General features: G+C 59.3%; 22 protein-coding genes. 11 read left to right on the top strand and 11 right to left on the bottom strand.

The genetic code is table 11. From position 1 onward, the window contains the following. Positions 1-19: 19 nt before the first annotated feature. Both deoC and SLH47_RS05835 read right to left on the bottom strand, forming a co-directional pair. Entirely contained in the window at positions 20-1,015 is a 996-nt protein-coding gene (gene deoC / locus SLH47_RS05840; protein WP_320238462.1) for a deoxyribose-phosphate aldolase, read from the bottom strand. Positions 1,016-1,090: 75 nt separating this feature from the next. Then, complete coding sequence (locus SLH47_RS05835; protein WP_320238460.1) at positions 1,091-1,924, bottom strand: AraC family transcriptional regulator; 834 nt, start codon at positions 1,922-1,924, stop codon at positions 1,091-1,093. Positions 1,925-2,078: 154 nt separating this feature from the next. Here SLH47_RS05835 and rpe point away from each other — a divergent pair, with 154 nt between their 5' ends. The 4 genes from rpe (at position 2,079) to SLH47_RS05815 (ending at position 5,863) form a co-directional block, all read left to right on the top strand. Beyond that, on the top strand, positions 2,079-2,759 hold the full coding sequence (gene rpe, locus SLH47_RS05830) for a ribulose-phosphate 3-epimerase (RefSeq protein WP_320238459.1): 681 nt from the start codon (positions 2,079-2,081) through the stop codon (positions 2,757-2,759). 91 nt (positions 2,760-2,850) lie between these two features. Further along, the gene (locus SLH47_RS05825) at positions 2,851-4,263 is read left to right on the top strand and encodes a DUF4173 domain-containing protein (RefSeq protein WP_320238458.1); all 1,413 of its coding nucleotides are present in this window, start codon (positions 2,851-2,853) and stop codon (positions 4,261-4,263) included. Next, positions 4,260-4,949: a response regulator transcription factor gene (locus SLH47_RS05820; protein ID WP_320238457.1), complete on the top strand. Its 690-nt coding sequence runs from the start codon at positions 4,260-4,262 to the stop codon at positions 4,947-4,949. The genes SLH47_RS05825 and SLH47_RS05820 overlap by 4 nt, the downstream gene beginning before the upstream one ends. Beyond that, positions 4,934-5,863 (top strand): ATP-binding protein, encoded by a 930-nt coding sequence (locus SLH47_RS05815; RefSeq protein WP_320238456.1) that lies wholly within the window; start codon positions 4,934-4,936, stop codon positions 5,861-5,863. Before SLH47_RS05820 ends, SLH47_RS05815 begins: the two co-directional genes overlap by 16 nt. A 10-nt stretch (positions 5,864-5,873) precedes the next feature. Here the strand turns inward: SLH47_RS05815 and malG are convergent, their stop codons facing one another. The 4 genes from malG to SLH47_RS05795 form a co-directional block, all read right to left on the bottom strand. Continuing rightward, on the bottom strand, positions 5,874-6,764 hold the full coding sequence (gene malG, locus SLH47_RS05810) for a maltose ABC transporter permease MalG (protein ID WP_320238455.1): 891 nt from the start codon (positions 6,762-6,764) through the stop codon (positions 5,874-5,876). A gap of 62 nt (positions 6,765-6,826) precedes the next feature. Then, positions 6,827-8,350, bottom strand: coding sequence for a maltose ABC transporter permease MalF (gene malF, locus SLH47_RS05805; RefSeq protein WP_320238454.1), 1,524 nt, complete (start codon positions 8,348-8,350; stop codon positions 6,827-6,829). Positions 8,351-8,456: 106 nt separating this feature from the next. Then, positions 8,457-9,614 carry a maltose/maltodextrin ABC transporter substrate-binding protein MalE gene (gene malE / locus SLH47_RS05800; protein ID WP_320238453.1) on the bottom strand — a complete coding sequence of 386 codons (1,158 nt, stop codon included), beginning with the start codon at positions 9,612-9,614 and terminating at the stop codon, positions 8,457-8,459. Between the two features lie 25 nt (positions 9,615-9,639). Beyond that, on the bottom strand, positions 9,640-11,259 hold the full coding sequence (locus tag SLH47_RS05795; RefSeq protein ID WP_320238452.1) for an alpha-glucosidase: 1,620 nt from the start codon (positions 11,257-11,259) through the stop codon (positions 9,640-9,642). A 142-nt stretch (positions 11,260-11,401) separates the two neighbouring features. Between SLH47_RS05795 and SLH47_RS05790 the strand changes: the two genes are divergently transcribed. The 3 genes from SLH47_RS05790 to SLH47_RS05780 are packed head-to-tail and all read left to right on the top strand — an operon-like array spanning position 11,402 to position 14,525. Then, entirely contained in the window at positions 11,402-12,451 is a 1,050-nt protein-coding gene (locus SLH47_RS05790) for a substrate-binding domain-containing protein (protein WP_320238450.1), read from the top strand. Continuing rightward, the gene (locus SLH47_RS05785) at positions 12,448-13,500 is read left to right on the top strand and encodes a sn-glycerol-3-phosphate ABC transporter ATP-binding protein UgpC (RefSeq protein WP_320238449.1); all 1,053 of its coding nucleotides are present in this window, start codon (positions 12,448-12,450) and stop codon (positions 13,498-13,500) included. Before SLH47_RS05790 ends, SLH47_RS05785 begins: the two co-directional genes overlap by 4 nt. 44 nt (positions 13,501-13,544) lie before the next feature. After that, positions 13,545-14,525, top strand: a complete 981-nt coding sequence (locus SLH47_RS05780; protein WP_320238447.1) for a hypothetical protein — start codon at positions 13,545-13,547, stop codon at positions 14,523-14,525. A gap of 18 nt (positions 14,526-14,543) precedes the next feature. On the opposite strand, the gene SLH47_RS05775 is transcribed toward SLH47_RS05780, so the two are convergent. After that, a complete protein-coding gene (locus SLH47_RS05775) occupies positions 14,544-15,764 on the bottom strand; it encodes a urate hydroxylase PuuD (protein WP_320238446.1) in 1,221 nt (406 codons plus the stop codon). Positions 15,765-15,858: 94 nt separating this feature from the next. Between SLH47_RS05775 and puuE the strand changes: the two genes are divergently transcribed. The 3 genes from puuE to SLH47_RS05760 are packed head-to-tail and all read left to right on the top strand — an operon-like array spanning position 15,859 to position 19,084. Continuing rightward, positions 15,859-17,259 carry an allantoinase PuuE gene (puuE, locus tag SLH47_RS05770; protein ID WP_413785626.1) on the top strand — a complete coding sequence of 467 codons (1,401 nt, stop codon included), beginning with the start codon at positions 15,859-15,861 and terminating at the stop codon, positions 17,257-17,259. Continuing rightward, on the top strand, positions 17,256-17,726 hold the full coding sequence (locus SLH47_RS05765) for an ureidoglycolate lyase (protein WP_320238445.1): 471 nt from the start codon (positions 17,256-17,258) through the stop codon (positions 17,724-17,726). Before puuE ends, SLH47_RS05765 begins: the two co-directional genes overlap by 4 nt. A 26-nt stretch (positions 17,727-17,752) precedes the next feature. Next, positions 17,753-19,084, top strand: a complete 1,332-nt coding sequence (locus SLH47_RS05760) for a nucleobase:cation symporter-2 family protein (RefSeq protein WP_320238444.1) — start codon at positions 17,753-17,755, stop codon at positions 19,082-19,084. A gap of 35 nt (positions 19,085-19,119) precedes the next feature. Here SLH47_RS05760 and bhcD read toward each other — a convergent pair whose 3' ends face one another. The 4 genes from bhcD to bhcA form a co-directional block, all read right to left on the bottom strand. Further along, complete coding sequence (gene bhcD / locus SLH47_RS05755) at positions 19,120-20,085, bottom strand: iminosuccinate reductase BhcD (protein WP_320238443.1); 966 nt, start codon at positions 20,083-20,085, stop codon at positions 19,120-19,122. A 102-nt stretch (positions 20,086-20,187) separates the two neighbouring features. Then, entirely contained in the window at positions 20,188-21,351 is a 1,164-nt protein-coding gene (gene bhcC, locus SLH47_RS05750; protein ID WP_320238442.1) for a 3-hydroxy-D-aspartate aldolase BhcC, read from the bottom strand. 12 nt (positions 21,352-21,363) lie between these two features. Further along, positions 21,364-22,335 carry a beta-hydroxyaspartate dehydratase BhcB gene (gene bhcB, locus SLH47_RS05745; protein WP_320238441.1) on the bottom strand — a complete coding sequence of 324 codons (972 nt, stop codon included), beginning with the start codon at positions 22,333-22,335 and terminating at the stop codon, positions 21,364-21,366. Next, positions 22,335-23,525: an L-aspartate--glyoxylate aminotransferase BhcA gene (gene bhcA, locus SLH47_RS05740; protein WP_320238440.1), complete on the bottom strand. Its 1,191-nt coding sequence runs from the start codon at positions 23,523-23,525 to the stop codon at positions 22,335-22,337. Before bhcA ends, bhcB begins: the two co-directional genes overlap by 1 nt. A 165-nt stretch (positions 23,526-23,690) precedes the next feature. Here bhcA and bhcR point away from each other — a divergent pair, with 165 nt between their 5' ends. After that, positions 23,691-24,509, top strand: coding sequence for an HTH-type transcriptional regulator BhcR (bhcR, locus tag SLH47_RS05735; RefSeq protein WP_320238438.1), 819 nt, complete (start codon positions 23,691-23,693; stop codon positions 24,507-24,509). Positions 24,510-24,514: the final 5 nt, after the last annotated feature.

The raw sequence follows: 24,514 nt of genomic DNA, 5'->3' as shown, positions 1-24,514 counted from the left end.
ATATGTTCAAGAGTGTGCACTAGCCAATCGCATGCCGCCACGACGCCGAATAGGCGCCGGTAACGTGGTGTTCGAGTTGTCGTTCGATGTCGCCCAAGAGGCTCGATGCGCCGAAGCGGAAGAGGTCGGGTTGCAGCCATGCATCGCCCAACTCGTCCTTGATCATGGCGAGGTAGACCAGCGCGTCTTTAGCCTTGGAAATCCCGCCCGCAGGTTTGTAGCCGACCTTGATGCCCGTGCGATCCTGATAGTCGCGGATGGCGCGGATCATCGTGAGTGTCACGGGCAGGGTTGCGTTGACCGGCTCCTTGCCGGTGGAGGTTTTGATGAAATCGGCCCCGGCCATCATGCAGACAAGCGAGGCGCGGGCGACGTTGCGCAGGGTACCGAGTTCACCGGTGGCGAGGATCGCCTTGACATGGGCGTCACCGCAAGCCGCGCGCATTTCTTTCATCTCATCATAAAGCTCCTGCCAATTGCCGGTCAGGACGTGTCGTCGGCTGATGACGATGTCGATCTCCTCGGCACCTGCTTTCACGCTTTCCTTGATCTCGGCGATCCGTAGTGGGAACGGCGAGAGACCCGCCGGGAAGCCGGTTGAGACGGCGGCGACAGGGATGCCGGAGCCTGTCAGTGCCTCAACGGCGGTGGGCACCATGTCGTGATAGACACAGACGGCGCCGGTGGTCAGACCGGTCATCCCCAGCGCCTCAAGGATCGGCTGCGCGACAGGCTGGCGCGCCTTTGCACACAGACGGCGCACGCGGCCTTCGCTGTCATCGCCCGACAATGTGGTGAGGTCCATCAGACTGATCGCCTTGCAAAGCCATGCTGCCTGATAGTCTTTCTTCACGCTGCGCCTGCCGGGCAGCGTTTTCGCGCGTCGTTCGATGGCCGATGTATTTGCCTGCGCAGCCATGACCCAATCGAGGTCAAGCGCCGTGCCATCGTTGCGCTGATGCTGCACCTGGGGCAGTTGCGTCGCGGTTGTCGTGGGGGTGGCTGTGGTCTGCAAGGCGGCCTCCTGCGGTGCCACGATAGGGTGGCACTTTGGCGCGTTCTTGGCAAGGTTTGACCATTTGGTCAAATACTACGTTGGCTGTACGACCTGACGCTGGAACTTCTGCCGGTATTGTAATGGTGTGAGACCATGCGCGGCGCGGAACAGTTTGTGAAAGTGGGACATGTTGGGGATGCCGCAATCGCTCGCGATTTCGCTGACCGGGGCGTCGTCGGTGGTCAGCGCGCGCGCAGCGTGGGACATGCGGATCTGATTGACGTAGTCGGATGGAGTCAACCCAAGATGCTTGCGCATGCTGCGACTGACATGAGCATGGGCCTTGCCGGTCTGCGCCACAAGCCCGGCCGCACCGGACTGGAAGACGGCGATGTCGTGGGCGGAGTGGCAGGCATCGCGCAGCCATGCGGGCATATCGTCGGTGAGGGGTTCGGTACTAAGGTCCGAACAGAGAGGGAGCAGAAAGGCCTCCGCCGCCAAAACATCACAGCGGCTGCGTTCGAGCACCCCCGCCTGATGGTTGAGCGCAGCAAGCTGCCCCATATTGCGGAAAGCTTTCGCCGGTCCACCGGTTGACCAGAACAGACGCCCTTTGAGATGTGGGTAACGCTTGCCCAACCCTTTGATGATGTCGGGATGAATACAAACCGAGACAACAAGCGCATGATCGCCACGGCCTTGCAAGCCGTGCGGCTGGCCGGGGCGCAGGAAGATCACATCGCCTTCGGTCAGTGTTTCGGCGCCTTCCGGCAGGTGGTGCCGGACCTTCCCGTTCTGGACCCAGACGAGCTCAAAAAAGTCGTGGTCATGCAGTGATTTCGGCCGCGCGGGCGTCAGTGTCGCGCGGGCAAGGTGTATCTGCGTGCCGTTTTGCAGGATGTCGCGGTGATGCAAAATGAGTGTCATGAGGCCGGATAACACAGATTATGCTGCATTGCAGAATCAATTCATCAATGCAGCGGATAAATCCGCGATTGACATCAAATAAACTGCACCCGGGTGACAATCGGCGCGTGGCAGGCTATGGCGCGCATCATCCATGCAGAAGGGAATGCCGTCGATGTCCTTTGACCGCTCTATCAAGATCGCTCCGTCGATCCTGGCCGCCGATTTTGCCAATTTCGGCGCTGAATGCGAAGCGATTGAGGCGCAAGGCGCGGATTGGGTGCATGTGGACGTGATGGACGGGCATTTCGTCCCCAACATCACGTTCGGCCCGGCGATGTGCGCTGCGATCCGGCCGCATATCAAGACGGTGATGGATGTGCATCTGATGATCGCGCCGGTCGATCCGTATGTCGATGCTTTTGCCAAGGCAGGGGCCGATATCATCACCGCGCATGTGGAGGCAGGGCCGCATATTCACCGCACATTGCAGGCCATTCGCGGGGCCGGCGCCAAGGCCGGTGTCGCGCTGAACCCCGGCACCCCGGCAGAGGCGGTGGCCGAACTGCTTGATATGGTTGATCTGATCTGTGTGATGACCGTGAATCCCGGTTTTGGCGGCCAGAAGTTCATCGATATGACCGCGAAGGTGCGTGCCTTGCGGGCGATGATTGGCGACCGGCCCATCCATATCGAGATCGATGGCGGCGTTGACCCGACGACGGCACCTTTGGTTGCTGCAGCGGGGGCGGATGTACTGGTCGCCGGTTCGGCGGTGTTTAACGGCGGATCGGTCAGCGATCCGGCCCCTTATGGTGCCAATATCCGGGCGATCCGCGACGCTGCAACCGCCTGAGCGGACTGCACAAAAACTGCACATTTCCAGCGCCGCCTTTGCACGGCATCACCATAGAGCTGATCCCAATCATAAATCGAAAGGGACAGATATGGTTGTGCGCGGGGTGCCGGAGCGATTGGCAAAGGATGGATGGTGGCTGGACGATGCGCCGCCGCGGCGTGTGTCACCTATTTGGCTGTTATTGGCGCTGCTGATCTGCGCCGATCAGTTGGTTTGGGGTGTGACCGCTGGTCTTGGATTTGTGGTTTGTGTCTTCGCGGTGGCCCTGGCCGTATATTTGACGCGCAGGTGCGAGGTGCCGCGCAGTCGCGCGATGGTGGCTTGGGCTTTGCTTCTAGTCAGCCTGCTACCATCCGTCGACCTTGTCCAACCCTTGTCAGTTGGGTTCGCCCTATTGGGGCTCGCCGCTTTTTCGGCGTGTATGATCACATCGGAGTGGGATGCTTCGGCGCTGTTACGGGTTATGGCGCGGTTGCCTGGCGCGGGCCTCGCCCAGACCTTTGGTGATGTCAGGGATGCGAGAGTCTCCGCGCCATCGAAAGCCACGCTGTGGCAGGTATTCGCGGATTGGCTCCTGCCCGTGGCAATAGGTGGCGCCTTCATCATATTGATGGCCGTAGCCAATCCGGTGGTTGATACATGGTTGGCGCGACTGGCCGCGTTGGAGACGGGATTTTCGCCTAGCGTTGGCCGCGTGGTATTCTGGTGTTTGACGGCTTTGGCGACGTGGCCATTGTTGCGCCTGACGGCGATGACAAAGATGCTACAACGACCATCGCGCCAATTGGTGCTGCCGCAAAGCGGGCTGGTGAATGGCCGATCAGTTTCGCGGGCCTTGGTCCTTTTCAACCTGATCTTTGCGGTGCAGAGCCTGTTGGATGCGAGCTATCTCTGGGGCGGAGTGAGCCTGCCCGAGGGGATGACCTATGCCGAATATGCCCATCGCGGGGCCTATCCACTTTTAGCCGTAGCTTTGCTGGCAGGGGCTTTTGCGTTGATGTCGCAACCTTTTGTCGGTGATAGGCCGCTATTGCGCGTTCTGCTCTATATCTGGATTGCGCAGACCGTGTTGCTGGTGCTGTCTTCGATCTTGCGGCTTGACCTTTATGTGGAGGCTTACGGGCTGACCCGTCTGCGCTTTGCGGCCTTCATCTGGATGGTTCTGGTGGCGCTGGGCCTTGTTTTGATGATCATGCAGATGGTTGGTGGGCAGCATGTGAGCTGGTTCGTGGCGCGTGCTGCGGGGCTGGGTATGCTGGCGCTTTATGCCGTGTCATTGGTGAACGTGGACGGGCTGATCGCGCGCCACAATCTGGCGGTGGGCAAGGTGGATGCATTTTATCTCTGCAATCTCAGCGAAGGGGCTTTGGCGGCGATTGCCGCTGATGATCAATTGAGCTGCATGCGCTGGGTGAGCCATCCGCAGGATTGGCGTGAGTGGGGGTTTCGCAATGCAAGGCTACGCCGTAGCTTGGCTGCAATAGACGAGGTGCAGCGATGAGTGGACAGATTTTGGTGGCCGATGATGACGGGCAGATCCGCGACATCGTGCGCATCGCGCTTGGTCAGGCTGGGTTCACCGTGGCAGAGGCCTCTGATGGTCAACAAGCGCTGGAAATGGCGCAGCGCCTGACACCTGATCTGATCGTACTGGATATCGGCATGCCAGAGATGGATGGCCTGGCCGTCTGTCGCGAATTGCGCAAATCCTCGGACGTGCCGATCGTGTTTCTCACCGCCCACGCGGATGAGGTGGACCGGGTCGTTGGGTTTGAATTGGGGGCCGATGATTACGTGCCCAAGCCTTTTTCTCCGCGCGAACTGGTGGCACGGGTACGCGCGATCCTCAAGCGGTCCGCCCCTGCGCAAGCGGTGCAAGCGGTGCTGCGGCGCGGGATGATCAGCGTCGATCCGGACCGGCATCTTTGCCATGTGCAGGAGACCACAGTCACCCTGACATCGCGGGAGATGGAGTTGCTCGTGCGCCTGATGTCCCGCCCCGACAACGTGATGTCGCGCCCGCAATTGGTGGACGCGATCTATGGCACGAATGTGCATGTCAGCGACCGGACGATGGACAGCCATCTGCGCAACTTGCGGGGCAAGCTCGCCAAAGCAGGCTGCGCGGATGCGATTGAGACGGTGCATGGTGTGGGTATCCGGATGGGCGCATGTCGCGGCGGGTGATCCGCAAATGGCGACCGCCCCTGGCGCTTGTGCTGGGCGGGACGCTGGCCGCGGTGTTTTTCCTGCCGATTATCGGGATCGCCTATTTCCGGGTAGCAGGCGGCATTCTGGGCTGGGCCGAGACGTCGTGGATGATCGGCTGGATGGCTTTTGTTGCCACGGTCGTGCTGGGCTATCTTTTGTGGCGATTGGTCTTGTCGCCGGTCCGGACCCTCACAGGCTATGCCAAAAGCGAGGGTGCGGCGGAGGTGCCCGCGCATTTTGGTACACGGGAGTTTTCTGAGCTTGGGCAGGCCGTGATCGGGATGACCCGGACCTTGCAAGGACGCGAAGCGGTGCTGCGGTCTTACGCGGATCACGTGACGCATGAGCTGAAATCGCCGCTGACGGTGATCCGGGGGGCGGCGGAACTCTTGGATAATCCGGGGCTAAGTGATCAGGACCGAGGCCGGATGCTGGGCAATATCGGCGATGCCGTGGCCCGGATGGAGGCGCTGTTGGACGGACAGCGTGCCCTTGCGCAAGCGCAGGAACCGATGCCACCCGGTTCCTGCCTGCTGTCCGAAGTTTTGGCGCCGCATGATGTGATCTTACAGCGCGATGGGATGGTTCCCTTACCGCGTGAGGTGATGGACCTTGTGGCAACGCATCTGATCGGAAATGCGCGTGCGCATGGGGCCAGTTCTGTGACTTTTACACTGGACGCGGACAGGTTGATCGTAAGCGATGACGGGCCGGGTGTTTCCGAGGGCAATCGCGACAGGATTTTCGACCCGTTCTTCACTACACGGCGCGAGGCCGGCGGCACAGGTATGGGCCTGCCGATTGTACGGCGGATATTGCAGGCACAGGGCGCGGAAATCAGGCTGATGGACGGTCCGGGCGCAACATTCGAGATCCTGTTTGACGGGTGAAATCACCCATTTATCCTTTGACCGCGCCTTCACTCAATCCTGAGACCAGGTAGCGCTGGGCGATCAGGAAGACGATGGTGATCGGCAGACCGGACAGGATCGCGGCGGCGGCGAAGTCGCCCCAGAGATATTTGAACTCGTTGAGATAAAGCCTTGAACCCACTGCGAGGGTCATCTGGTCTTCAGACCGGATCAGGACGGATGCGATGGGGTAGTCGTTGATGAAGCCGATGAAGGCGAGCACGAAGACGACGCTCATGATTGGGGCGGCGAGCGGCAGGAAAATGTACCGGAAAGTTTGCCAAGGCGTCGCCCCGTCGATCGCGGCGGCTTTGTCGAGGGCGGTGTCGATACTGTCGAAATAGCCCTTGATCGTCCAGATATGCAGCGTGACGCCCGAGAGGTAGATCAGGATGAGCGCGACATGGGAATCGAGGCCGAGGACGGGGTGAACCTCACCCAGAGCGTCGAAGATCGCGTAGATGGCGACCAATGCCAGCGTGGTCGGGAACATCTGGATCAGGAAAAGCCCGTCAAGCATGGCGCCCTTGCCTTTGATCTTGATCCGGCTGAACGCATAAGCCGAGATTGTCGCGATGGCCAGCACGCCAATTCCCGCGATCAGACCGATTTTGACGGAATTCCACATCCAGAGCATGACCGGGTAGGGTGGTTCGACAATCGTGCCGTCGGCCCGTGTGTAGTCGAAACCGAAGGCGAGATACCAATGTTCGAGCGTTGGGTTTTGCGGGATAATGGAGCCGACGGAGAAGTTCCCCTCACGAAAACTGATCGACAGCACCATGAAGAAGGGAAACAGGATCAAGGTCAGAAAGATCAGCATGAACCCATGGGCGAGGATCTTTTTGATCAAAAGGTCTTTGGGGCGTTCGACGATCATGTATGTCCTTTCCGGCTGGGTGACGCTCGTGGCTTTGCCACATCGCCCCACCCGCCGTCCCGTTAACGACCCGCCCGTTTTTCGGCGGCGCGTCGCATGGCGACGAAGTTGGCATAGGAAATGGCGGCGACAGCGAGGAAGATCAGCAAGGTGATCGCCCCTGCGAGGCCAAATTGCTGGCCCGCATTGTCAAAGGCAAGCCGGTAGGTGAAGCTGGCAAGGATGTCTGTCTCGCCCGCCGGGATGATGGTGCCCGGAATGTCGGGCAGCCCGCGTGTCAGCAGAAAGATCAACACCATGTTGTTGAAATTAAACGCAAAGCTCGCAATCATGAGGGGCAGGAAGGGTGGGATGATCTGTGGCAGGGTGATCGTGAAGAAGACACGGATGGCACCGGCGCCTTCAAGAGCAGCGGCTTTCTTGTGATCCTCCGGCACGGCCTGCAGGAACCCCATGGCAAGCAGCATCATGTAGGGGTAGCCGAGCCAGGTATTCACGATGAGCACCATCGCCCGCGCGAGGTTGCCATCGGTGAACCAGTTTGGGCGGATGCCGAACAGAGCCTCGAGGATCAGGTTGATCTCGCCAAAGTTCTGGTTGAAGAGCCCCTTGAAGACGAGGATCGAGATGAAAGCGGGCACAGCATAAGGCAGGATCAGCAGGATCCGGTAGATTGCCTTGAACCGCAGATGTGGCCATTGCAGGATGACGGCCAGTGTCAGCCCGACTGCAAATGTGAGTACGACTGAAAGTGCTGCGAAAACAAAGGTCCAGATGAAGATGCTGACCATCGGGCCGCGAATGCCTTCGGACTGGAACACGCGTTCAAAATTGGCCAGACCTAACCCGACGCGCCAGCCAGGCGGAACCTGATCGCCGTTTCCGTCGACGAAGAAACCAGTATCGTGGTTTGCAATCAGTTTGACGCCGTCAAAGCGGGTCAGTGTATTGGGGCCGGTCTGCACATAGTCAGGCGTGACGGTGGCGAAGGTGCGCAATCCCGCATTCTGGATGATCCCGCCATCGGGCGTGATGAGGGTCAGCGCCTGGAGACCGGTGCGGAGCTGAATGGCCTCGCGACGTTCGAGCAACACTGCTGGTGCGTCAGCCGGGGAAAGGCTTGTCTCGGCGGTGCCGTCCAGCGCGACCGGACCGGACAACAGCCCTGCCTCTGGCAGCCAAATCCGGTATTGATCACCGTCGCGCGCGACGGCGAAAGGCTGTTCGGTTGCGGGGTCGACCGAGCCGCGCGCGGTGAGCACCTCGATCGCGCGTTCATAGGTCAGCAGATTGGAAGAACTGTAATTCGTAAAGCCGATATAGATCGTGTAGACGACCGGGAAGGCGATAAAGATCAGAACGGCGGCGACACCCGGAAAGATGAACCGTGCGCCGTAATACTGGTTCAGACCAAAGATGATCGCAAAGCCGGTCGCAAGTACCAGCAGGATCACCCCATAGATCGGCTGCGCAATCTGATAAAGAAAGAACGCCTCGAAAAGCAGCGCGACCGCCACGATCCCCACAAGGGCCAGCCGCAGGATCGGTAATCCTTCGTCTGCGGGTATGTCGTTGATTGCGGTCATCGCTGTCCTTGAAGGTGCATGCCTGCCACGGCCCGGTGAAACAGGAGTAGTGTCTTTGGTTTGGATGGGGGCGGCGGTTGGGAGGATCCGCCGCCCGAAACAGGGACTACTCGCCCAGAATGCGCGCCGCGGCGTCGTTCAGCGCGTCGGCAGGCGCAGCGGCACCCGTTGTAATGTTCGTGAGCGCGGGCGCCATCGCGGCCCAGAACGCACCCATTTCAGGGTTGGAGGGCATCGGCACGCCATTGGCGGCAACGGCCAACATGTCAGTCACGAGCGGATCGCCTTGCGCAGTAGCTGCCGACATGTCCGCCAGTGCACCCAGTGCGCCATTTGCGTTCCAGACTGCAAGTCCGTCATCAGTTGCAAGGTAGTTTTCGATAAGCTCAACAGCCAGATCCGTATTGGGCGAGGCCGCATTGAGCCCAAGAACCTGTACGCCAAGGAAGGGTGGGGAAACCTCACCATTCACCGTGGGGATCGGGGCCACGCCAATGTTGATTTCAGAGTCTTTGAACGCGCCCCAGGACCATGGGCCGTTCAACACCATGGCCACTTCGCCATTATTCATTGCGCCGTCCATGACGCCGTAATCAACGCCCTGTGGCATCACGCCATCGTCGAAGAGCGATTTCAGGACTTCAGCGCCTGCGATCGCGCCTTCGGTGTTGACGCCCGTGGTGGAGCCGTCATAGGAACCATCGACCTTCTGGAAGGCATATCCGCCACCTGCCATCAGCAATGGCATCGTGAAGTAGGTGTTGTTGTAGTCCCAGAGGATTTTCTGGCCCGACACGTCGAGATCTTTGATCTCCTCGAAAGATGCCGGCGGGGTGTCGATGATGTCCTTGTTGTAGATCAGGGTCACCGCTTCGACGGCGAGCGGATAGCCCCATGTCTTGCCGTCGAATTGCACAGCGTCCATTGCAGCAGGCAGGATGTCGTCGGACCAGCTGGCCGCGGGTTGCACCGGCGCAATCAGACCGCCGCTGGCCCATTCACCAAAGCGGTCATGCGCCCACAGCACAATGTCAGGACCGTCGCCCGTGGCTGCTGCCTGCTGAAACTTCTGCGCCAGGTCCGGGTCCACGATTTCGACGGCAACTTCGACCCCGAGATCATCAACAAGGGGTTGCACGGCTTCAAGCAATGCATCGCGGTCGCGACTGTTGCCTGTCCAGATTAGGATCTTGCCGTCTTCCAATGCGGCAGCAGGGGCGGCTGTCGTGAGCAACAGCGCCAGAGTGGTCAGGGTCTTTTTCATTTTTGTCTCCTCCCAGAGAGTTGGTTTAGGCTGACAAGGCGAGCGCCCCGTCATGGGTCAGGTAAGCAAAGCCGTTGCCGGGTAGCGTGAGTGTCGGCCCGTCAAGGTTGGCGTGACGCGGGCCGGTCAGGGCCGCCTCGCCTGAAAGAGTGATGACCTGCGGGTCTTTCGAGAGGTTGAAAGCGCAGGTGATCTGCTGTCCTTCGGACTTGCGATGAAACGCCAGCAGGGGTTCGGGCAGATTGATGAATGACGTGTCGCCAGTGGTCAGCGCGGGCTGTGATTTCCGAAAAGCGATCGCGCTTTTGTAGAAATGCAGCGTGCTGTCATTGGCCGCCTCTTGGCCATCGACGGCAAGTGCGGCTTGCGGCGATTTGACTGGAAGCCAGGGACGCCCCGTCGAAAAACCGGCATTCGGTTTGTCCTGTTCCCAGACCATGGGTGTCCGGCAACCATCGCGCCCCTTGATTGCGGGCCAATACCGCAAGGCTGGCGGGTCGGTCAGTTCGTCATAGGTCAGCTCGGTTTCGGTCTGCCCCAGTTCTTCGCCTTGGTAGATGCCAATCGTGCCCTCGAATGACATCAGCATCGCGCAGGCGAGCCGGGCCATATGCCCTTCGCTGACCGCATGCTCATCCCAGCGCGTGACGTGGCGGGGCACATCGTGGTTGCTGAATGACCACTTTGGGTGGCCATCGGGCGCACCTTGTTGAAAGCCTTCGATGCAACTGCGGAAATGATCGGCGGTGAAATCGGGGCTGAGCATCGCAAAGCTGTAGGCCATGTGCAGGCGGCTGCTACCGGCCGTGTATTCGCCCATGATCTGGATTGATTTGCGCCCCATCTCGCCCACTTCGCCAACCATCATGATGTCGTCATATTGGTCGGTCAGCGCACGCAGGCGCTCCAGAAAGCCAAGGTTTTCGGGCCGGGTCTTATTGTAGATGTTGTCCTGCATCCCATAAAGGTCGGTCGCCATGACCTGCGGACGGGACTGCGCCGGCGGGTTGGACCGCAACCGCGCGTCGTGGAAATAGTAATTCACCGTGTCGAGGCGGAAGCCGTCAAGCCCACGGTCGAGCCAGAACTTGCAAGTCTCAAGGATCGCATCGACCACATCGGGATTGTGGAAGTTCAGATCGGGCTGCGCGGCGAGGAAATTGTGCAGGTAATACTGACCGCGCTGCGGGTCGAATTCCCAGGCCGGGCCGCCGAAATGGCTGTGCCAGTTGGTCGGGGGGGACCCGTCAGGTAGCGGATCGGCCCAGACATACCAATCCGACTTCGGGTTATCGCGGCTTACCCGTGATTCCTTGAACCAGGGATGCTGATCGGATGTGTGCGACAGGACCTGATCGGTGATCACCTTCAGCCCCAGTTCATGAGCACGTGCGATCAGCGTATCAAAATCCTCAAGTGTTCCAAAAAGCGGGTCGATATCGGTGTAGTTGGACACGTCATAGCCCATGTCCTTTTGCGGCGAGGTGAAGATCGGCGAAAGCCAGATGCAATCCGCTCCCAATGCCGCAATATGAGGCAGGCGGCGGGTAATCCCCTTCAGATCGCCGATCCCGTCGCCGTCATCATCCTGAAACGAGCGGGGGTAGACCTGATAGATTACGGCGTCACGCCACCATTCACGCATTGGTGCTCTCCATTGATTCGCCGGTACGGTAACAAATCGGATCAGATATTCAAATCGTTTTAAATTCGGTTTTCTGCTATGAATAGTCGATTTATTGCATTACAAGATCGAAGATATGTAATCGCTTTGAGGAGGAGCGCGCGTGGCAACGCTCAAGGAAATCGGCGCTGAACTGGGGTTGTCACCTGCGACGGTGAGTCGGGCGCTGAATGGTTTTCCCGAAGTGAACAAGAACACCGTTGATCGCGTCCGCGAGGTGGCAGAGCGGCTTGGCTACCGGCCAAACCGCGTAGCACAGCGGCTGGTCACGGGGCGCTCTGGCATGGTGGGGCTAATCATTAAGATCCGTGCGGATATGAGTGCCGACCAGACCTTCTTCGAGATGCTCACGGGACTGACCGCTGCACTTGGGGCGCAGGATACGGACCTCGTTCTTGCCGTGGATCAGGATGATGATCCGGTGCTGCCTTACCGCAAACTGATGGAGCGTGACATCCTTGATGGTTTCATCCTGAATGCGCCGGTGCCCGACGACCCCCGCGTGGCTTTTCTGCAAGAGAAACGTATCCCGTTTGTGATGCACGGGCAGACGGCACCGGATGTCGATTACGCCTGTTTCGGGATCGACAATGCAGCCGTATCTGCCGATGCAGTGCGGCTGCTCACCTCGCTTGGTCACAGGCGGATTGCACTGATCAACGGGCAGTCCCGCTATGCATTCTCGGTCGACCGGTTGCGCGGCTTCTCCAAGGCGATGGAAGCGGAGGGGCTTTCTGTGCCTGCGGCCTTCATGGCGTCAGATGCAGAGACCGAGACACATGGCTATACGCATGCGCTTGAAATGTTGGCCGGTCGGGACGGGCCTTCGCCCACGGCTTTTGTCTGCGCATCGACGCTGGTCGCGGCGGGCGTCATGCGAGCCGTGAAGGATCGCGGGTTGTCCGTGCCGGGCGACGTGTCGGTGATGGGCCATGACGATGCTTTGCCATTGACGCAGGCACGTGACCTTGAACCGGCCCTGACCGTGACCCGTGCACCGTTGCGTGATGCATGTGAGCCCCTGGCAGAGCTGCTTGTGGCGCATGTGAAGGGTGCGCCTGCCGAACAAAGGATCGAGCGGGCAGAACTGATCGTGCGGGCTTCGACCGGTCCGGTACCAAGAGGGGGAGAAACGCCGTGGCACTCGACATGAGTCATACATCAGCATTGCAAACCAGCAGTCTTGCCAAATCTTACGGTGCGGTCGAGGTGCTGCGCGATATCAACATCGAGATGGCACAGGGCGAGTTTCTTGTGCTCGTCGGGCCTTCGGGATGCGGTAAGTCGACACTCTTGAATTGCATCGCTGGATTGGAAGAAATCACCGCCGGGTCACTAATGATCGGGGGGCGTGATGTCACGCAGGAACCGCCCAAGGACCGTGACATCGCGATGGTGTTTCAAAGCTATGCGCTCTACCCAACAATGACGGTCGGAGAGAATATCGGTTTCGGCATGAAGATCCGCAAAGTGCCAAAGGCGCAGATGGACGCCAAGATCATGGAGGTGGCGACGCTGTTGCAGATTGACCATCTGCTAGACCGTAACCCGTCACAGCTTTCAGGTGGCCAACGCCAGCGCGTGGCGATGGGGCGCGCGCTTGTTCGTGATCCGAAGCTGTTTTTGTTTGACGAACCGCTTTCGAACCTCGACGCGAAACTGCGGGTTGAGATGCGGGCCGAAATCAAGAACTTGCACAAGACGACTGGCGCTAGCATCGTCTACGTGACCCACGACCAGATCGAGGCGATGACACTGGCCAGCCGGATTGTCGTGCTGAAAGGCGGCGACATCCAGCAGATCGGGACACCGCAGGAAATCTATGACCGCCCCGCCAACACATTTGTGGCGGATTTCATGGGGTCGCCGCCGATGAATATCATTCCCGCCACAGTCTCAGATGGCCGATTGATTTTGGGGGATGTGTCGCTCCCGGCGCCGCAAGGTCTACCCGACCGGGTTCAGGTCGGCATTCGCCCGGAGCATCTCTCTCTTGGCGGGTCAGACCTGCGGGTCACACCAACGATGATCGAGAATACGGGTGCAGAATGCTATCTGAATTTCGGTCTGAACGGCGTGACGGTCACGGCACGCCTGCCGGGACGAATGGATGAGAACAGCACCGACCAAGTTGACTTCTCGATCACACCGGGCAAGTTGAACTTCTTCGAAGCGGAAACCGGCGCGCGGATCGACTTTTAGAGGCTCGGGTTGAAGCTCATTCGATATTCTGATCATCGTCAACTATGTCAATGACATGGTTCGAAGAGCTGACCGGCATTACTGATGAAACGTCCGCTCAGGTTTATGAAACTCTTTCTCTCAGTGGGACAACTCTGACGTCATCCAGGACGGGCTGGCAGGCTGAGGCCGGAACGTTGAGCATTCCGTCGCTGTTCGAATTGCGCAACACGGTTAGCGGGGATGTTGAGGGGGTCACTACACTCCAAGAGGTGGTCGCAGATGTCCAACACCTGCACATGCGGCCCGAGAATGAGGGTGCGACATTCCAGGTCGCCTCCCAATTCAACCTGCTTGAAATGTTGGATCCCGGCGTGACACCCGAGATGGGGGTCGCACGGTATGAACATGATCACACACAGGGACCCGCTTGCGCGGTTGCGTGTCTGGCGGGAACGATCTACCGCAATTACTTTGTGCCATTTGATGGCGGGGTCGGGCAGACGGCCACGCGGCAGATTGATTGCCTGGCGGACATTGGCGCGTTGCTTGGTCCCGGATTGTGGGAGATGCGCAATGGTTATGCACTGCCGACCCTCGAGAGCTTGCATCAGATCAATGCGCTAATCGCGGAAATGGACGCCGACAACCTGCGCGCTGCGCTACGGGTTGGGGTCCATCGCGATACACAAGTTACAACCAACGATGCGGGTCGCCTCGTGACCCAAGTATATTGTAGCGCAACGCCAGTGGCTTACGTGGGAATTGAAGCGGCGTTGTGGTCGCCATTCGCTCAAATGATCCTCGAAGCTGCGTACGAGGCAACCTTTCTTGCCGCTGTCCAGAACGCGGCAAGGACCGGTAATCGCCGTCTGTTTCTGACCTTGCTTGGAGGTGGTGCCTTCGGTAATCGGTCGGATTGGATCGCCGCAGGCTTATTGCGCGCTTTAAGGCTGCACGCGCAAAGTGGGTTAGACGTACATATTGTCAGCTATGGCCAATCTAACGCGCTTGCGCGGAGCATCATCGCAGATTTTGATGGGTAAGCTGGATCGCGGCCCACCCTACGATCCGCCGCGATACCACGCGATCAGCTTGGCGCGGTCTTCTGCCGACATGTCCACAGCGTTTGCGGGTGGCATGGATTGGCTGACCCCGGCTTGTAAGTAGATCTGGCGCGCGTGGCGGGCGATGTCGCTTTCGGTTTCGAGGAACACGCCTTTGGGTGCCCATTGCATGTTGTTCCAGACAGGCTCGCGCGCGTGGCACATGGAGCAGTGGCCGATGACAATGTCATGGGCGGCGTCAAAGCCAGTGGCAGAGGCGAAGCGCTCTTCATAAGGCGTGAGGGGCCGCGCTTCGGCCTCTTCGTAAGTGTCGTGACCCGGCTGGGTTGAGAGCCACGCGATCAGGATGAAGAGCAGGACCGTGACGGCCCAGGTCCAGGACGGGCGGCCTTTGCGCGCATGCATGGAGTTGAAGTAATGCCGGATCGTCACGCCCATGAGGAAGACGAGGGCCGCGATGATCCAGGCATATTCCGTTCCGAAGGCCAGCGGATAGTGGTTCGACAGCATCAGGAAGATGACGGGGAGCGTCAGGTAGTTGTTGTGGGTCGAGCGTAGCTTGGCGATTTTTCCGTATTTCGCATCCGGCGTGCGCCCGGCCTTCAGATCAGCCACGACGATCCGCTGGTTCGGCATGATGATGAAGAACACATTGGCGGTCATGATCGTTGCCGTGAAGGCACCGAGATGCAGAAGTGCTGCCCGCCCTGTGAAGACCTGATTGTAGCCCCAGGACATCGCCACAAGCAGGACGAAAAGCAGGAGCATCAGGGTGGTGGGTTGGTCGCCCAATGGTGATTTGCAAAGAAAGTCATAGATGATCCAGCCGATTGCCAGCGAGCCAGCGGAGATCAGGATGCCTTGCCAGATCGCCAGATCAGCCTTGTTTGGGTCGATCAGGTAGAGTTCCGCTCCGACCCAGTAGACTACTGCAAGCAGGGCGAAACCGGAGAGCCAGGTCCAGTAGCTTTCCCATTTGAACCAGGTGAGATGTTCGGGCATCGCCGCCGGGGCCACCAGATATTTTTGGATATGATAGAACCCGCCGCCATGGACCTGCCATTCCTCGCCATCCGCCGGGCCGTCGATATCGCGGTTCAGAGACAGGTCCAATGCGATGAAATAGAAGGAAGACCCGATCCAGGCGATGGCCGTGATCACATGCAGCCAGCGGACGGCAAAGGCAAACCAGTCCCACAAGATCGCTGCTTCATACATCGGCAATGTCCCTCAACCGGCTGATTTCACACCCGTCTTGTGTTGGCGTCTATTGCCTGTAACAGTCAAGGCCAAACGGGATCAGGGGGCGAAGGTGCAGCGATATCCGCGTGACATGATCGGTTATGGGGCACATCCGCCTGATCCGCGCTGGCCCGGTGGCGCGCGGATCGCGGTGCAGATCGTGCTGAACTATGAGGAAGGTGGCGAGAATAACGTCCTGCATGGCGATGCGGCGTCTGAGGCATTTCTGTCCGAGATCGTGGGGGCCGCCGCCTGGCCCGGCCAGCGCCATTGGAACATGGAGAGCATCTATGAATATGGCGCCCGCGCGGGGTTTTGGCGTCTGCACCGGATGATGACGGACCTGCCCGTCACGGTTTACGGGGTGGCGACGGCTTTGGCCCGCTCGCCGGAACAGGTGGCCGCGATGAAAGAGGCAGGGTGGGAGATCGCCAGCCACGGGCTCAAATGGGTCGAGTACAAGGATGTGCCTGAGGATGTGGAGCGGGCGCATATGGCAGAGGCTATTCGCCTGCATGCCGAGGTCGTGGGTGCGCCGCCGCGTGGCTGGTATACAGGCCGCTGTTCGATGAACACGGTCCGGCTGGCGGCCGAGACGGGGCAATTCGCATATGTCGCCGATAGCTACGCCGATGATCTGCCTTATTGGATGGAAGTCGGTCGGCGTGATCAGTTGATTGTGCCCTATACGTTGGACGCGAATGACATGCGGTTTGCCACGCCGCAGGGCTTCAACGCGGGCGGGCAGTTTCTGGATTATCTGAAAGCCTCGTTTGATGCGCTTTACCGCGAGGGCGGGCGGATGATGTCGATTGGGCTGCATTGCCGCCTCATCGGGCGACCCGGACGGGCAGAGGCTTTGCGGCAATTTATTGAGTACGCTCGGGGGCATGACGGCGTGTGGTTCGCGACGCGGGAACAGATCGCCGATCATTGGGCAAAGGTGCATCCGCATGAGCGGTTTGCGCGCCCGTCGCAGATGGACAAGACTACATTCGTGGGGGCTTATGGCCACATGTTTGAGCATTCTCCATGGGTCGCGGAACGTGCCTTTGATCTGGAACTTGGCCCCGCCCACGACACGTTCGCGGGTCTGCACAATGCTATGTGTCGGGCGTTTCGGTCGGCGACGGAAGAGGATCGGTTGGGTGTTTTGACTGCCCATCCGGACCTGGCGGGCAAATTGGCGGCGGCCAAACGGCTGACGGCCGAGAGTACAGCAGAGCAGGCGAGTGCGGGCCTTGATGCGCTGACAGACGCTGAGCGCGAAGAATTCACGACGCAAAATGCGGCTTATACCGCGAAATTCGGCTTTCCGTTTATCATTGCGGTGCGCGATCACGACAAGGCGTCGATCAAGGCGGCGTTTGCTGCGCGGCTGCAGAATGACCGCGCGACCGAGTTTGCTGAGGCCTGTCATCAGGTCGAACGCATCGCCTTTCACCGGCTCAAGGACTTGCTGCCGCGATGAGCCGCGATATCCAGATCACCCAGTTGACCGTAGAGGCATTTGCACCATTCGGCGATGTGCTCAATTGCGATGGCGCGCCGGACAAGATGATCAATGCGGGTCTCTGCGGGCGGTTTCACGACCGGGCCAAGGTGGATTGTGATGGGCAGGTGGGGATCAGCCTGTTTCGGTCAGAGCTGCGCGCGTTGCCTTATCGGCTTGATCTGGTGGAACGGCATCCGCTGGGCTCGCAGGCCTTTATCCCGATGAGCATGGATCCGTTTCTGGTGATCGTAGCCGATGCCGCATTGCGCCCGCAGGCGTTTGTGACCGCCCCCGGTGAGGGCATCAATTTCCATCGGGGAACGTGGCACGGGGTGCTGACGCCACTGTCCGGTCCGGGGCTTTTTGCCGTGATTGACCGCGTGGATGACAGGCCCAATCTGGAAGAGCATCACTTCGCTACGCCTTATAGGGTGACTTCCTGACAGGAGAGTGGCGCGAGAGCGGACAAATGAACAGGAACAGCCAGAAGACCGACCCACTCTATTCCGATCCGAATGTGATGCCGCCCGTTGCGCAGGCGGTGCCGTTGGGGCTGCAGCACGTGTTGGGAATGTTCGCCTCGAACGTGACGCCCGCGATCATCGTGGGGCAGGCGGCTGGGTTGGCCTTTGGCTCGCCCGATCTGGTCTATCTGATCCAGATGGCGATGCTGTTTGCCGGTGTGGCGACGATCTTTCAAACCATCGGCATCGGCCCTGTCGGGTCGCGGCTGCCGATCATGCAGGGGACCAGTTTTGCGTTTGTCGGTGTGCTGTCAGGCGTGGCCGCAACACTCGGCCTTGGGGTTGCGCTGACCGCCTGTATCATTGGCGGTATCGTTCACTTCTGCCTCGGCGCAGTCATCAAGAAACTCCGCTGGCTTTTCCCGCCTTTGGTGACGGGCTTGGTCATCCTTGCGATTGGTCTTTATTTGATCCCGGTCGCGATCAAGTATGCCGCCGGGGGCGCGTCCGTTTCCCAGATGGAGGCCGAAAGCTTTGGCTCGCTTCGGCACTGGTCGGTTGCATTGACCGTGGTCATCGTGACGCTGGCAATGAAGTTTTACGTCAAAGGACCTGCATCGAATGCCGGTATTCTGATCGGGTTGCTCGCAGGCTACGCGCTGGCCTTTGCGTTGAGCATGGTGGATTTTGCGCCTGTTGCGCGGGCGAGTTGGCTCAGCACGATCCAGCCGCTGCCGTTCGGGTTTGAGTTTCATCTGGGTGCCGTGATCGCCGTCACACTAGTCTCTATCGTCTCGGCTGTCGAAACGGTCGGGGACGTGTCAGCGACAGCAAAAGCCGGGGCAGGGCGTCAGGCGACGGATGCCGAGATTTCCGGGGCCACCTATGCAGATGGTCTGGGCACGGCCATGGCTGGCTTGTTTGGCAGCCTTCCCAACACCTCTTTCAGCCAGAATGTTGGTATCGTGGGCATGACCGGGATCATGTCGCGCCACGTTGTCACGATTGCAGGGATTATCATGATTGTATGCGGCATGGTCCCAAAGGTGGGCGCCGTGATCGCGGCAATGCCCCTGCCGGTGCTTGGCGGGGGTGTGATCGTGATGTTCGGTATGGTGGCCGCTGCTGGTCTGAACGTGCTGTCAGAGGAAAAGATGACGCGCCGCACCATGATTATCATAGCCGTCTCACTAACCTTTGGCCTGGGTCTGAACCTGGTGCCAACAGCCGTGCAGTATCTGCCAGATACGATCCGTGTCTTGGCGACATCCGCAGTTGCCCCCACGGCCATGATGGCTATCTTGCTGAACCTGATCTTGCCCAAGGACGTGGATTAAGACCGCGGACGCCCCGCATTGCTAAGCGCATTTCGTTAGAAATCGACCTCTGTCGCCATGCCTTTCTCGACCGCGAGGTCGACGATGGAGGACGCGACTGCCAGATCCTGCAGGCCGACCCCGGTTCCGTCAAAAAGGGTAATCTCGTCATCACTTGTGCGCCCAGGGTGCTTGCCGTTGATGACCGCGCCGATCTCGGTGATGTCGTCTTTGGTCTTGAGGCCCGCCTTCACCGCATGCTGTGCTTCGCCCAGTGTAATGGACTGCGCTACTTCGTCGGTGAAAACCGTGGCCTTTGCGACCAATTCGGTTTCGCATTCCTGCTTGCCGATGGTGTCCGTGCCCATGCAGGCCAGATGCGTGCCGGGGCTAATGTGGGCGGCGCCGAAGATGGGAGAGAAGACGGAGGTGATCGAGATCACGACATCGGCTTCAACCATACCGTCGAGGTCTACCACCTCAAACGGCACGCCTGCTTCCTCAGCCACTTCAGCAAGGCCTGGCAGCATTTCGGGGTGATAGTTCCAGCCGATGACCTTTTCGAATGCGTGGGTTTCGAGCGCCGCGCGCAGTTGGAACTTCGCCTGATGGCCCGCGCCGATCATGCCCATCACCTTGGCATCCTTGCGGGCGAGATGTTTGATTGAGACCGATGAGGCAGCAGCAGTGCGCAAGGCGGTGAGAAGGTTGCCACCGACCATTGCTGCGACCTTGCCGGTATCGGGGTCAAAGAGGAACACGGTGGACTGGTGGTTGATCAGCCCGCGCCGTTCCATGTTATGCGGCCAGTAGCCGCCGGCCTTGAGGCCAAGCGCCATGCCCTTACCGTCAAAGCCGCCTTTGAAGCCGTAGAGCGCGTCTTCGTGGCCGATCGCTTCGCGGATGACGGGGAAGTTATAGGCATCGCCTGATGACATTGCGGCGAAGACTTGTTCGACGGCGGTGAATGCGTCTGCACGCGTAATGAGATCGGCAATCGCCGCTTCGGGGACAATGATCATGGGTATTCCTTATGCGCAGATCAGCGGCGTTGGCTGGTCCTCATGGTCGTAGCCCGGCAGGTCCACCTGCCGGGGATCAAATTTTTAGGAATTTGATGTGGCTCAGTACGCCTTGCCGCGGGCCGAAACGGGCCAAAGCGTTTCAACCTTGCCGTTCCGTACGCCGACATACCAGTCGTGGACATTGCAGGTCGGGTCACAGTGGCCGGGCACAAGCTTCAACTTGTCGTTCACCTTCAAGGCGCCTTCAGGGTCCATCACCACACCATGCTCGTCCGAGCATTTGACGTATTCGACATCCGTGCGACCATAGATCGTCGGCAGGCCGCTATCAACGGATTGCGCCTTGAGCCCCGCATCCACAATCGCTTTGTCGGCCTTGGCGTGGCTCATGACGCTGGTCAGGATGAACAGCGCGTTTTCCCATTCGTTTTCGTCGATCCGGTTTCCGTCCTTATCCAGAATGCGCCCGTAATCGGCGTCCATGAAGGCGTAGGACCCGCACTGCAACTCGTTGAATACGCCCGAATTGCTTTCGAAGTAATAGGAGCCTGTGCCACCGCCGCCGACGATATCGCTTTCGATCCCTTCGGCCTTCAACATCTCCAGCGTCTCGCGTACCTGATCGATAGCGATCTGGGTTTTGCCCTGACGCTCTTCGTAAGAGTCCAGATGCTGCATCGCGCCCTGATAGGCCTGGATGCCCGCATATTTCAGGCCTGGCGCCGCGTCGATAGCCTTCGCGAGTTCCACAACCGGTGCCCCGTATTGCACACCACAGCGGCCCGCGCCCACGTCAATCTCCACGAGGCACTCGATAGTTGTGCCATACTTCTGAGCCGCCGCTGACAGGTCCGCGATATTATCCATATCATCGACACAGCAGATTGCGCGGGCACCCAGCTTCGGAATACGTGCCAGCCGGTCGATCTTCTGTGCATCACGCACCTGATTGGAAACCAACACATCCTTGATACCGCCACGGGCAAAGACCTCGGCCTCGCTGACCTTTTGGCAGCAGACGCCGACAGACCCGCCCAGCTTTTCCTGCAGCAACGCCACATCCACGGACTTATGCATCTTCCCATGCACCCGGTGGCGCATGCCATGGGACTTGGCATAGTCGCCCATCTTCTTGATGTTCCGCTCCAGCGCATCCAGATCGAGCACGAGGCTCGGGGTCTGAATATCCGCCTCGTCCATGCCGGGCAGGGCGGGGACGTCGTAGCCGACTTCGAGGTTTCTGAGGTTGCTCATATCATTCATGGTCTCTCTCCCTTACTTCTGCATCCAGGGCAGCTTGTCCAAATCCACATTGCCGCCGGTGACGATGATCCCAACGCGCTTGCCTGCGAAGCGCTCCTTGTTTTTCAGGATCGTGGCGAGCGGCACAGCGCAGCTTGGTTCCATCACGATCCGCAGATGTTTCCACGTGATCTTCATCGCTTCGATGATCTCGGCATCGGACGCGGTCAGGATGTCACTCACATAGTTCGATACGAAATGCCAAGTGCGTTCCTTGAGCGGCACGAGCAGCCCGTCTGCAATCGTCTTGGGCGCATCATCGGCGATGATGTAGCCCGCCTTGAAACTGCGATAAGCGTCATCAGCCTGCTCCGGCTCGGATGCGATGATCTGCACTTCGGGTGCCAGCGTCGACAGCGTCAGACAGGTACCCGAAATCATGCCGCCGCCGCCGATGGGGGCGACCATCATCTCAAGCCCGTCGACCTGCTCCATGAACTCCTTTGAACACGTGCCTTGGCCCGCGATGACGCGGGGATCGTTATAGGGATGCACGAAATCGCCGCCAGTTTCGGCCTGCACCTTGGCGAAGGTTTCCTCGCGCGAGGTGGTTGAGGGTTCGCATTCCGTGATCACCCCGCCATAGCGGCGCACGGTGTCTTTCTTCGCTTGCGGGGCGGTGCGCGGCATCACCACGTTGCAGGGAATGCCCCGGCGCATGGCCGCATAGCTAAGGCAGGACGCGTGGTTGCCAGAGGAATGCGTGGCCACACCCTTTGCGGCCTGCTCATCGCTGAGGCCGAAGACGGCATTGGCGGCACCACGTACCTTGAAGGCGCCCGGCTCCTGAAAGTTCTCGCATTTGAAGAAGAGCTGCGCGCCCGTCAGATCGTTGAGATAGTCTGAGGTCAGCACCTCTGTGCGGTTGATATGTGGTTTGATCCGCTCATGCGCGTCCAGCATGTCCTGATAGGTAGGAAGATCGAGATCGCCGATATCTTTCATTATGCTGCATCCTTCAGAGCCTGGGCCGTGTTGCCGCGGTAGTAATCCTGCGCGGCTGCGACACCGGAACCAAGTTTGATGTCCAAACCAAGATCAACCATGCACATCTCGGCCGTGGCGATGCCCGACAGGGCCATGACATCTGTCATGCTGCCCAGATGGCCGATGCGGAACACTTTACCTGCAACGTCGCCCAGACCTGTCCCAAAGGCGACGCCGTATTTCTCGGCGGCATGGGCGACGATATCTGAAGCGTTGAACCCCTCGGGCACGAAAATAGCGCTGACCGTGTCGGAATAAAGGTCTGGCGTGGCAGCACAGAGCTTCAGCCCCCAGGCATCAACAGCCGCGCGCACCCCCGAAGCGATCCGGTGATGGCGGGCGAAGACGTTGTCGAGCCCTTCGTCGAGCAGTGTTTTTGTGGCGAGCGCCAGGCCGTTCATCAGGCCGACTGCAGGGGTATAGGGATAGGCGTTGGCCTCATAGCCCTTGGTCATGTCGTTGATATCAAAGAAGGTGCGCGGCAGCTTGGCGGTACGATTTGCGTCAAGCGCCTTTGCGCTGAAGCCGACAATCGCCAGACCCGCAGGCAACATGAACCCTTTCTGGGAGCCGGTGACGGCCACGTCCACGCCCCATTCGTCAAACCGGAAGTCCATGGAGGCGATGGAACTGACCCCGTCGACGAACAACAGCGCGGGATGGTTTGCCGCATTCATCGCCTTGCGGATGGCGGCAATGTCGGATTTCACGCCAGTTGCGGTTTCGTTATGCGTGGCGAGCACTGCCTTGATCTTATGCGTCTTGTCGGCGGCGAGGATTTCGGCGTAGCGCTCTGCCGGGATGCCTTCGCCCCATGCGGTTTGGACCAGCTCCACCTGCAGGCCAAAACGCTCGCACATATCGATCCATTTGTGGCTGAACATGCCATTGCGGCACGCCAGAACGGTGTCGCCGGGGGACAGCGTGTTGGTCAGCGCGGTCTCCCACCCGCCAGTGCCAGTTGAGGGGAAGATGAAGATTTCAGCGTCTTTCGATTTCAAAATCTCGCGCACACCCGCCCGCGCCGGGTGCAGGATTTGCCCAAATAGCGGTGAGCGGTGGTCAATTGTCGGCATGTCACATGCCTTGCGGATCGCCTCGGGCATGTTCGTGGGGCCGGGGATAAAGACGGGATTCTGAAAGCTCATATGCCGTTCCTCCATTACGGTGAGCGTGTTTTGGCAAAGCGTGGCCCCGCAATCCATTTTTTTGAAATTGGGTTTCACTTTTCTGGCGCGTCTAAAAATTCAGCATTTTCAGCATCTTGAATTTTTCATATTGTGAAAGTGATTTTCATAAATGATATTTGTGTGATGGAAGAGGATGCAAAACGCGGGCGTGGCCGGCCCAAAGCCTGGGATGACAAGGCCGCACAGAACACGATCAAGTCGCTGGACCGCGCGCTTGAGGTGTTGGTGCAGCTTGGCCAGATGCAGGGGGGCACCCTGTCAGAGATTGCCGGGGAACTGGGCCAATCACCCGCGACGGTCTATCGGGTTCTGAGCACGTTCAAGGCGCGGGGTTTTGTGGATTTCGATGACGAAACTCAGGTCTGGAACATCGGACCTGCGGCGTTTCTGACTGGCTCACAGTTCCTACGCCGCACATCGCTTGTGGAACGTGCGCGGCCCATTATGCGCGATTTAATGGAGGCGACGGGCGAGACCGCCAATCTTGGTATCGAACGCGATGGCAAGGTCCTGTTCCTTGGTCAGGTCGAAACTCACGCCACGATCCGCGCGTTTTTTCCGCCCGGCACAGCCTCGGCAATGCATGCCTCTGGCATAGGCAAGGCGTTGCTGAGCCGCATGGATGACAAACGACAGCGCGCGGTGCTCGCCGCGAGCAAATTGGAGCGGTTCACGCCCCATACGTTGACAGAGCCGGACGCGATGATTGCCGATCTGCATAGCGCCAAGGCGCGGGGCTATGCGATTGACGGGGAAGAGCGCAACCTTGGCATGCGCTGCATCGCGGCCCCGGTTTACAATGTGTTTGGGGAAGCGGTTGCTGGCATATCCGTCTCTGGCCCAACAAGCCGGATAACTGAGGATCGCATCCCTGGCCTTGCAGAATTTGTCATGAAAGCCGCCGCGACGCTGACCACCGCAATCGGTGGAAATGGTCGTTAAGCGAG

Source organism: Cognatiyoonia sp. IB215182 (genome assembly GCF_033963905.1).
GTDB lineage: Bacteria > Pseudomonadota > Alphaproteobacteria > Rhodobacterales > Rhodobacteraceae > Yoonia.
This window is presented reverse-complemented; position numbering and strand designations above follow the sequence as displayed.

Excerpts from the sequence above, each read along its gene's own strand:
- SLH47_RS05835 (WP_320238460.1), bottom strand. The coding sequence starts at position 1,924 with ATGACACTCATTTTGCATCACCGCGACATCCTGCAAAACGGCACGCAG.
- rpe (WP_320238459.1), top strand. The coding sequence starts at position 2,079 with ATGTCCTTTGACCGCTCTATCAAGATCGCTCCGTCGATCCTGGCCGCC.
- SLH47_RS05825 (WP_320238458.1), top strand. The coding sequence starts at position 2,851 with ATGGTTGTGCGCGGGGTGCCGGAGCGATTGGCAAAGGATGGATGGTGG.
- SLH47_RS05820 (WP_320238457.1), top strand. The coding sequence starts at position 4,260 with ATGAGTGGACAGATTTTGGTGGCCGATGATGACGGGCAGATCCGCGAC.
- SLH47_RS05815 (WP_320238456.1), top strand. The coding sequence starts at position 4,934 with ATGTCGCGGCGGGTGATCCGCAAATGGCGACCGCCCCTGGCGCTTGTG.
- malG (WP_320238455.1), bottom strand. The coding sequence starts at position 6,764 with ATGATCGTCGAACGCCCCAAAGACCTTTTGATCAAAAAGATCCTCGCC.
- malF (WP_320238454.1), bottom strand. The coding sequence starts at position 8,350 with ATGACCGCAATCAACGACATACCCGCAGACGAAGGATTACCGATCCTG.
- malE (WP_320238453.1), bottom strand. The coding sequence starts at position 9,614 with ATGAAAAAGACCCTGACCACTCTGGCGCTGTTGCTCACGACAGCCGCC.
- SLH47_RS05795 (WP_320238452.1), bottom strand. The coding sequence starts at position 11,259 with ATGCGTGAATGGTGGCGTGACGCCGTAATCTATCAGGTCTACCCCCGC.
- SLH47_RS05785 (WP_320238449.1), top strand. The coding sequence starts at position 12,448 with ATGAGTCATACATCAGCATTGCAAACCAGCAGTCTTGCCAAATCTTAC.
- SLH47_RS05780 (WP_320238447.1), top strand. The coding sequence starts at position 13,545 with ATGTCAATGACATGGTTCGAAGAGCTGACCGGCATTACTGATGAAACG.
- SLH47_RS05775 (WP_320238446.1), bottom strand. The coding sequence starts at position 15,764 with ATGTATGAAGCAGCGATCTTGTGGGACTGGTTTGCCTTTGCCGTCCGC.
- SLH47_RS05765 (WP_320238445.1), top strand. The coding sequence starts at position 17,256 with ATGAGCCGCGATATCCAGATCACCCAGTTGACCGTAGAGGCATTTGCA.
- SLH47_RS05760 (WP_320238444.1), top strand. The coding sequence starts at position 17,753 with ATGAACAGGAACAGCCAGAAGACCGACCCACTCTATTCCGATCCGAAT.
- bhcD (WP_320238443.1), bottom strand. The coding sequence starts at position 20,085 with ATGATCATTGTCCCCGAAGCGGCGATTGCCGATCTCATTACGCGTGCA.
- bhcC (WP_320238442.1), bottom strand. The coding sequence starts at position 21,351 with ATGAATGATATGAGCAACCTCAGAAACCTCGAAGTCGGCTACGACGTC.
- bhcB (WP_320238441.1), bottom strand. The coding sequence starts at position 22,335 with ATGAAAGATATCGGCGATCTCGATCTTCCTACCTATCAGGACATGCTG.
- bhcA (WP_320238440.1), bottom strand. The coding sequence starts at position 23,525 with ATGAGCTTTCAGAATCCCGTCTTTATCCCCGGCCCCACGAACATGCCC.
- bhcR (WP_320238438.1), top strand. The coding sequence starts at position 23,691 with ATGGAAGAGGATGCAAAACGCGGGCGTGGCCGGCCCAAAGCCTGGGAT.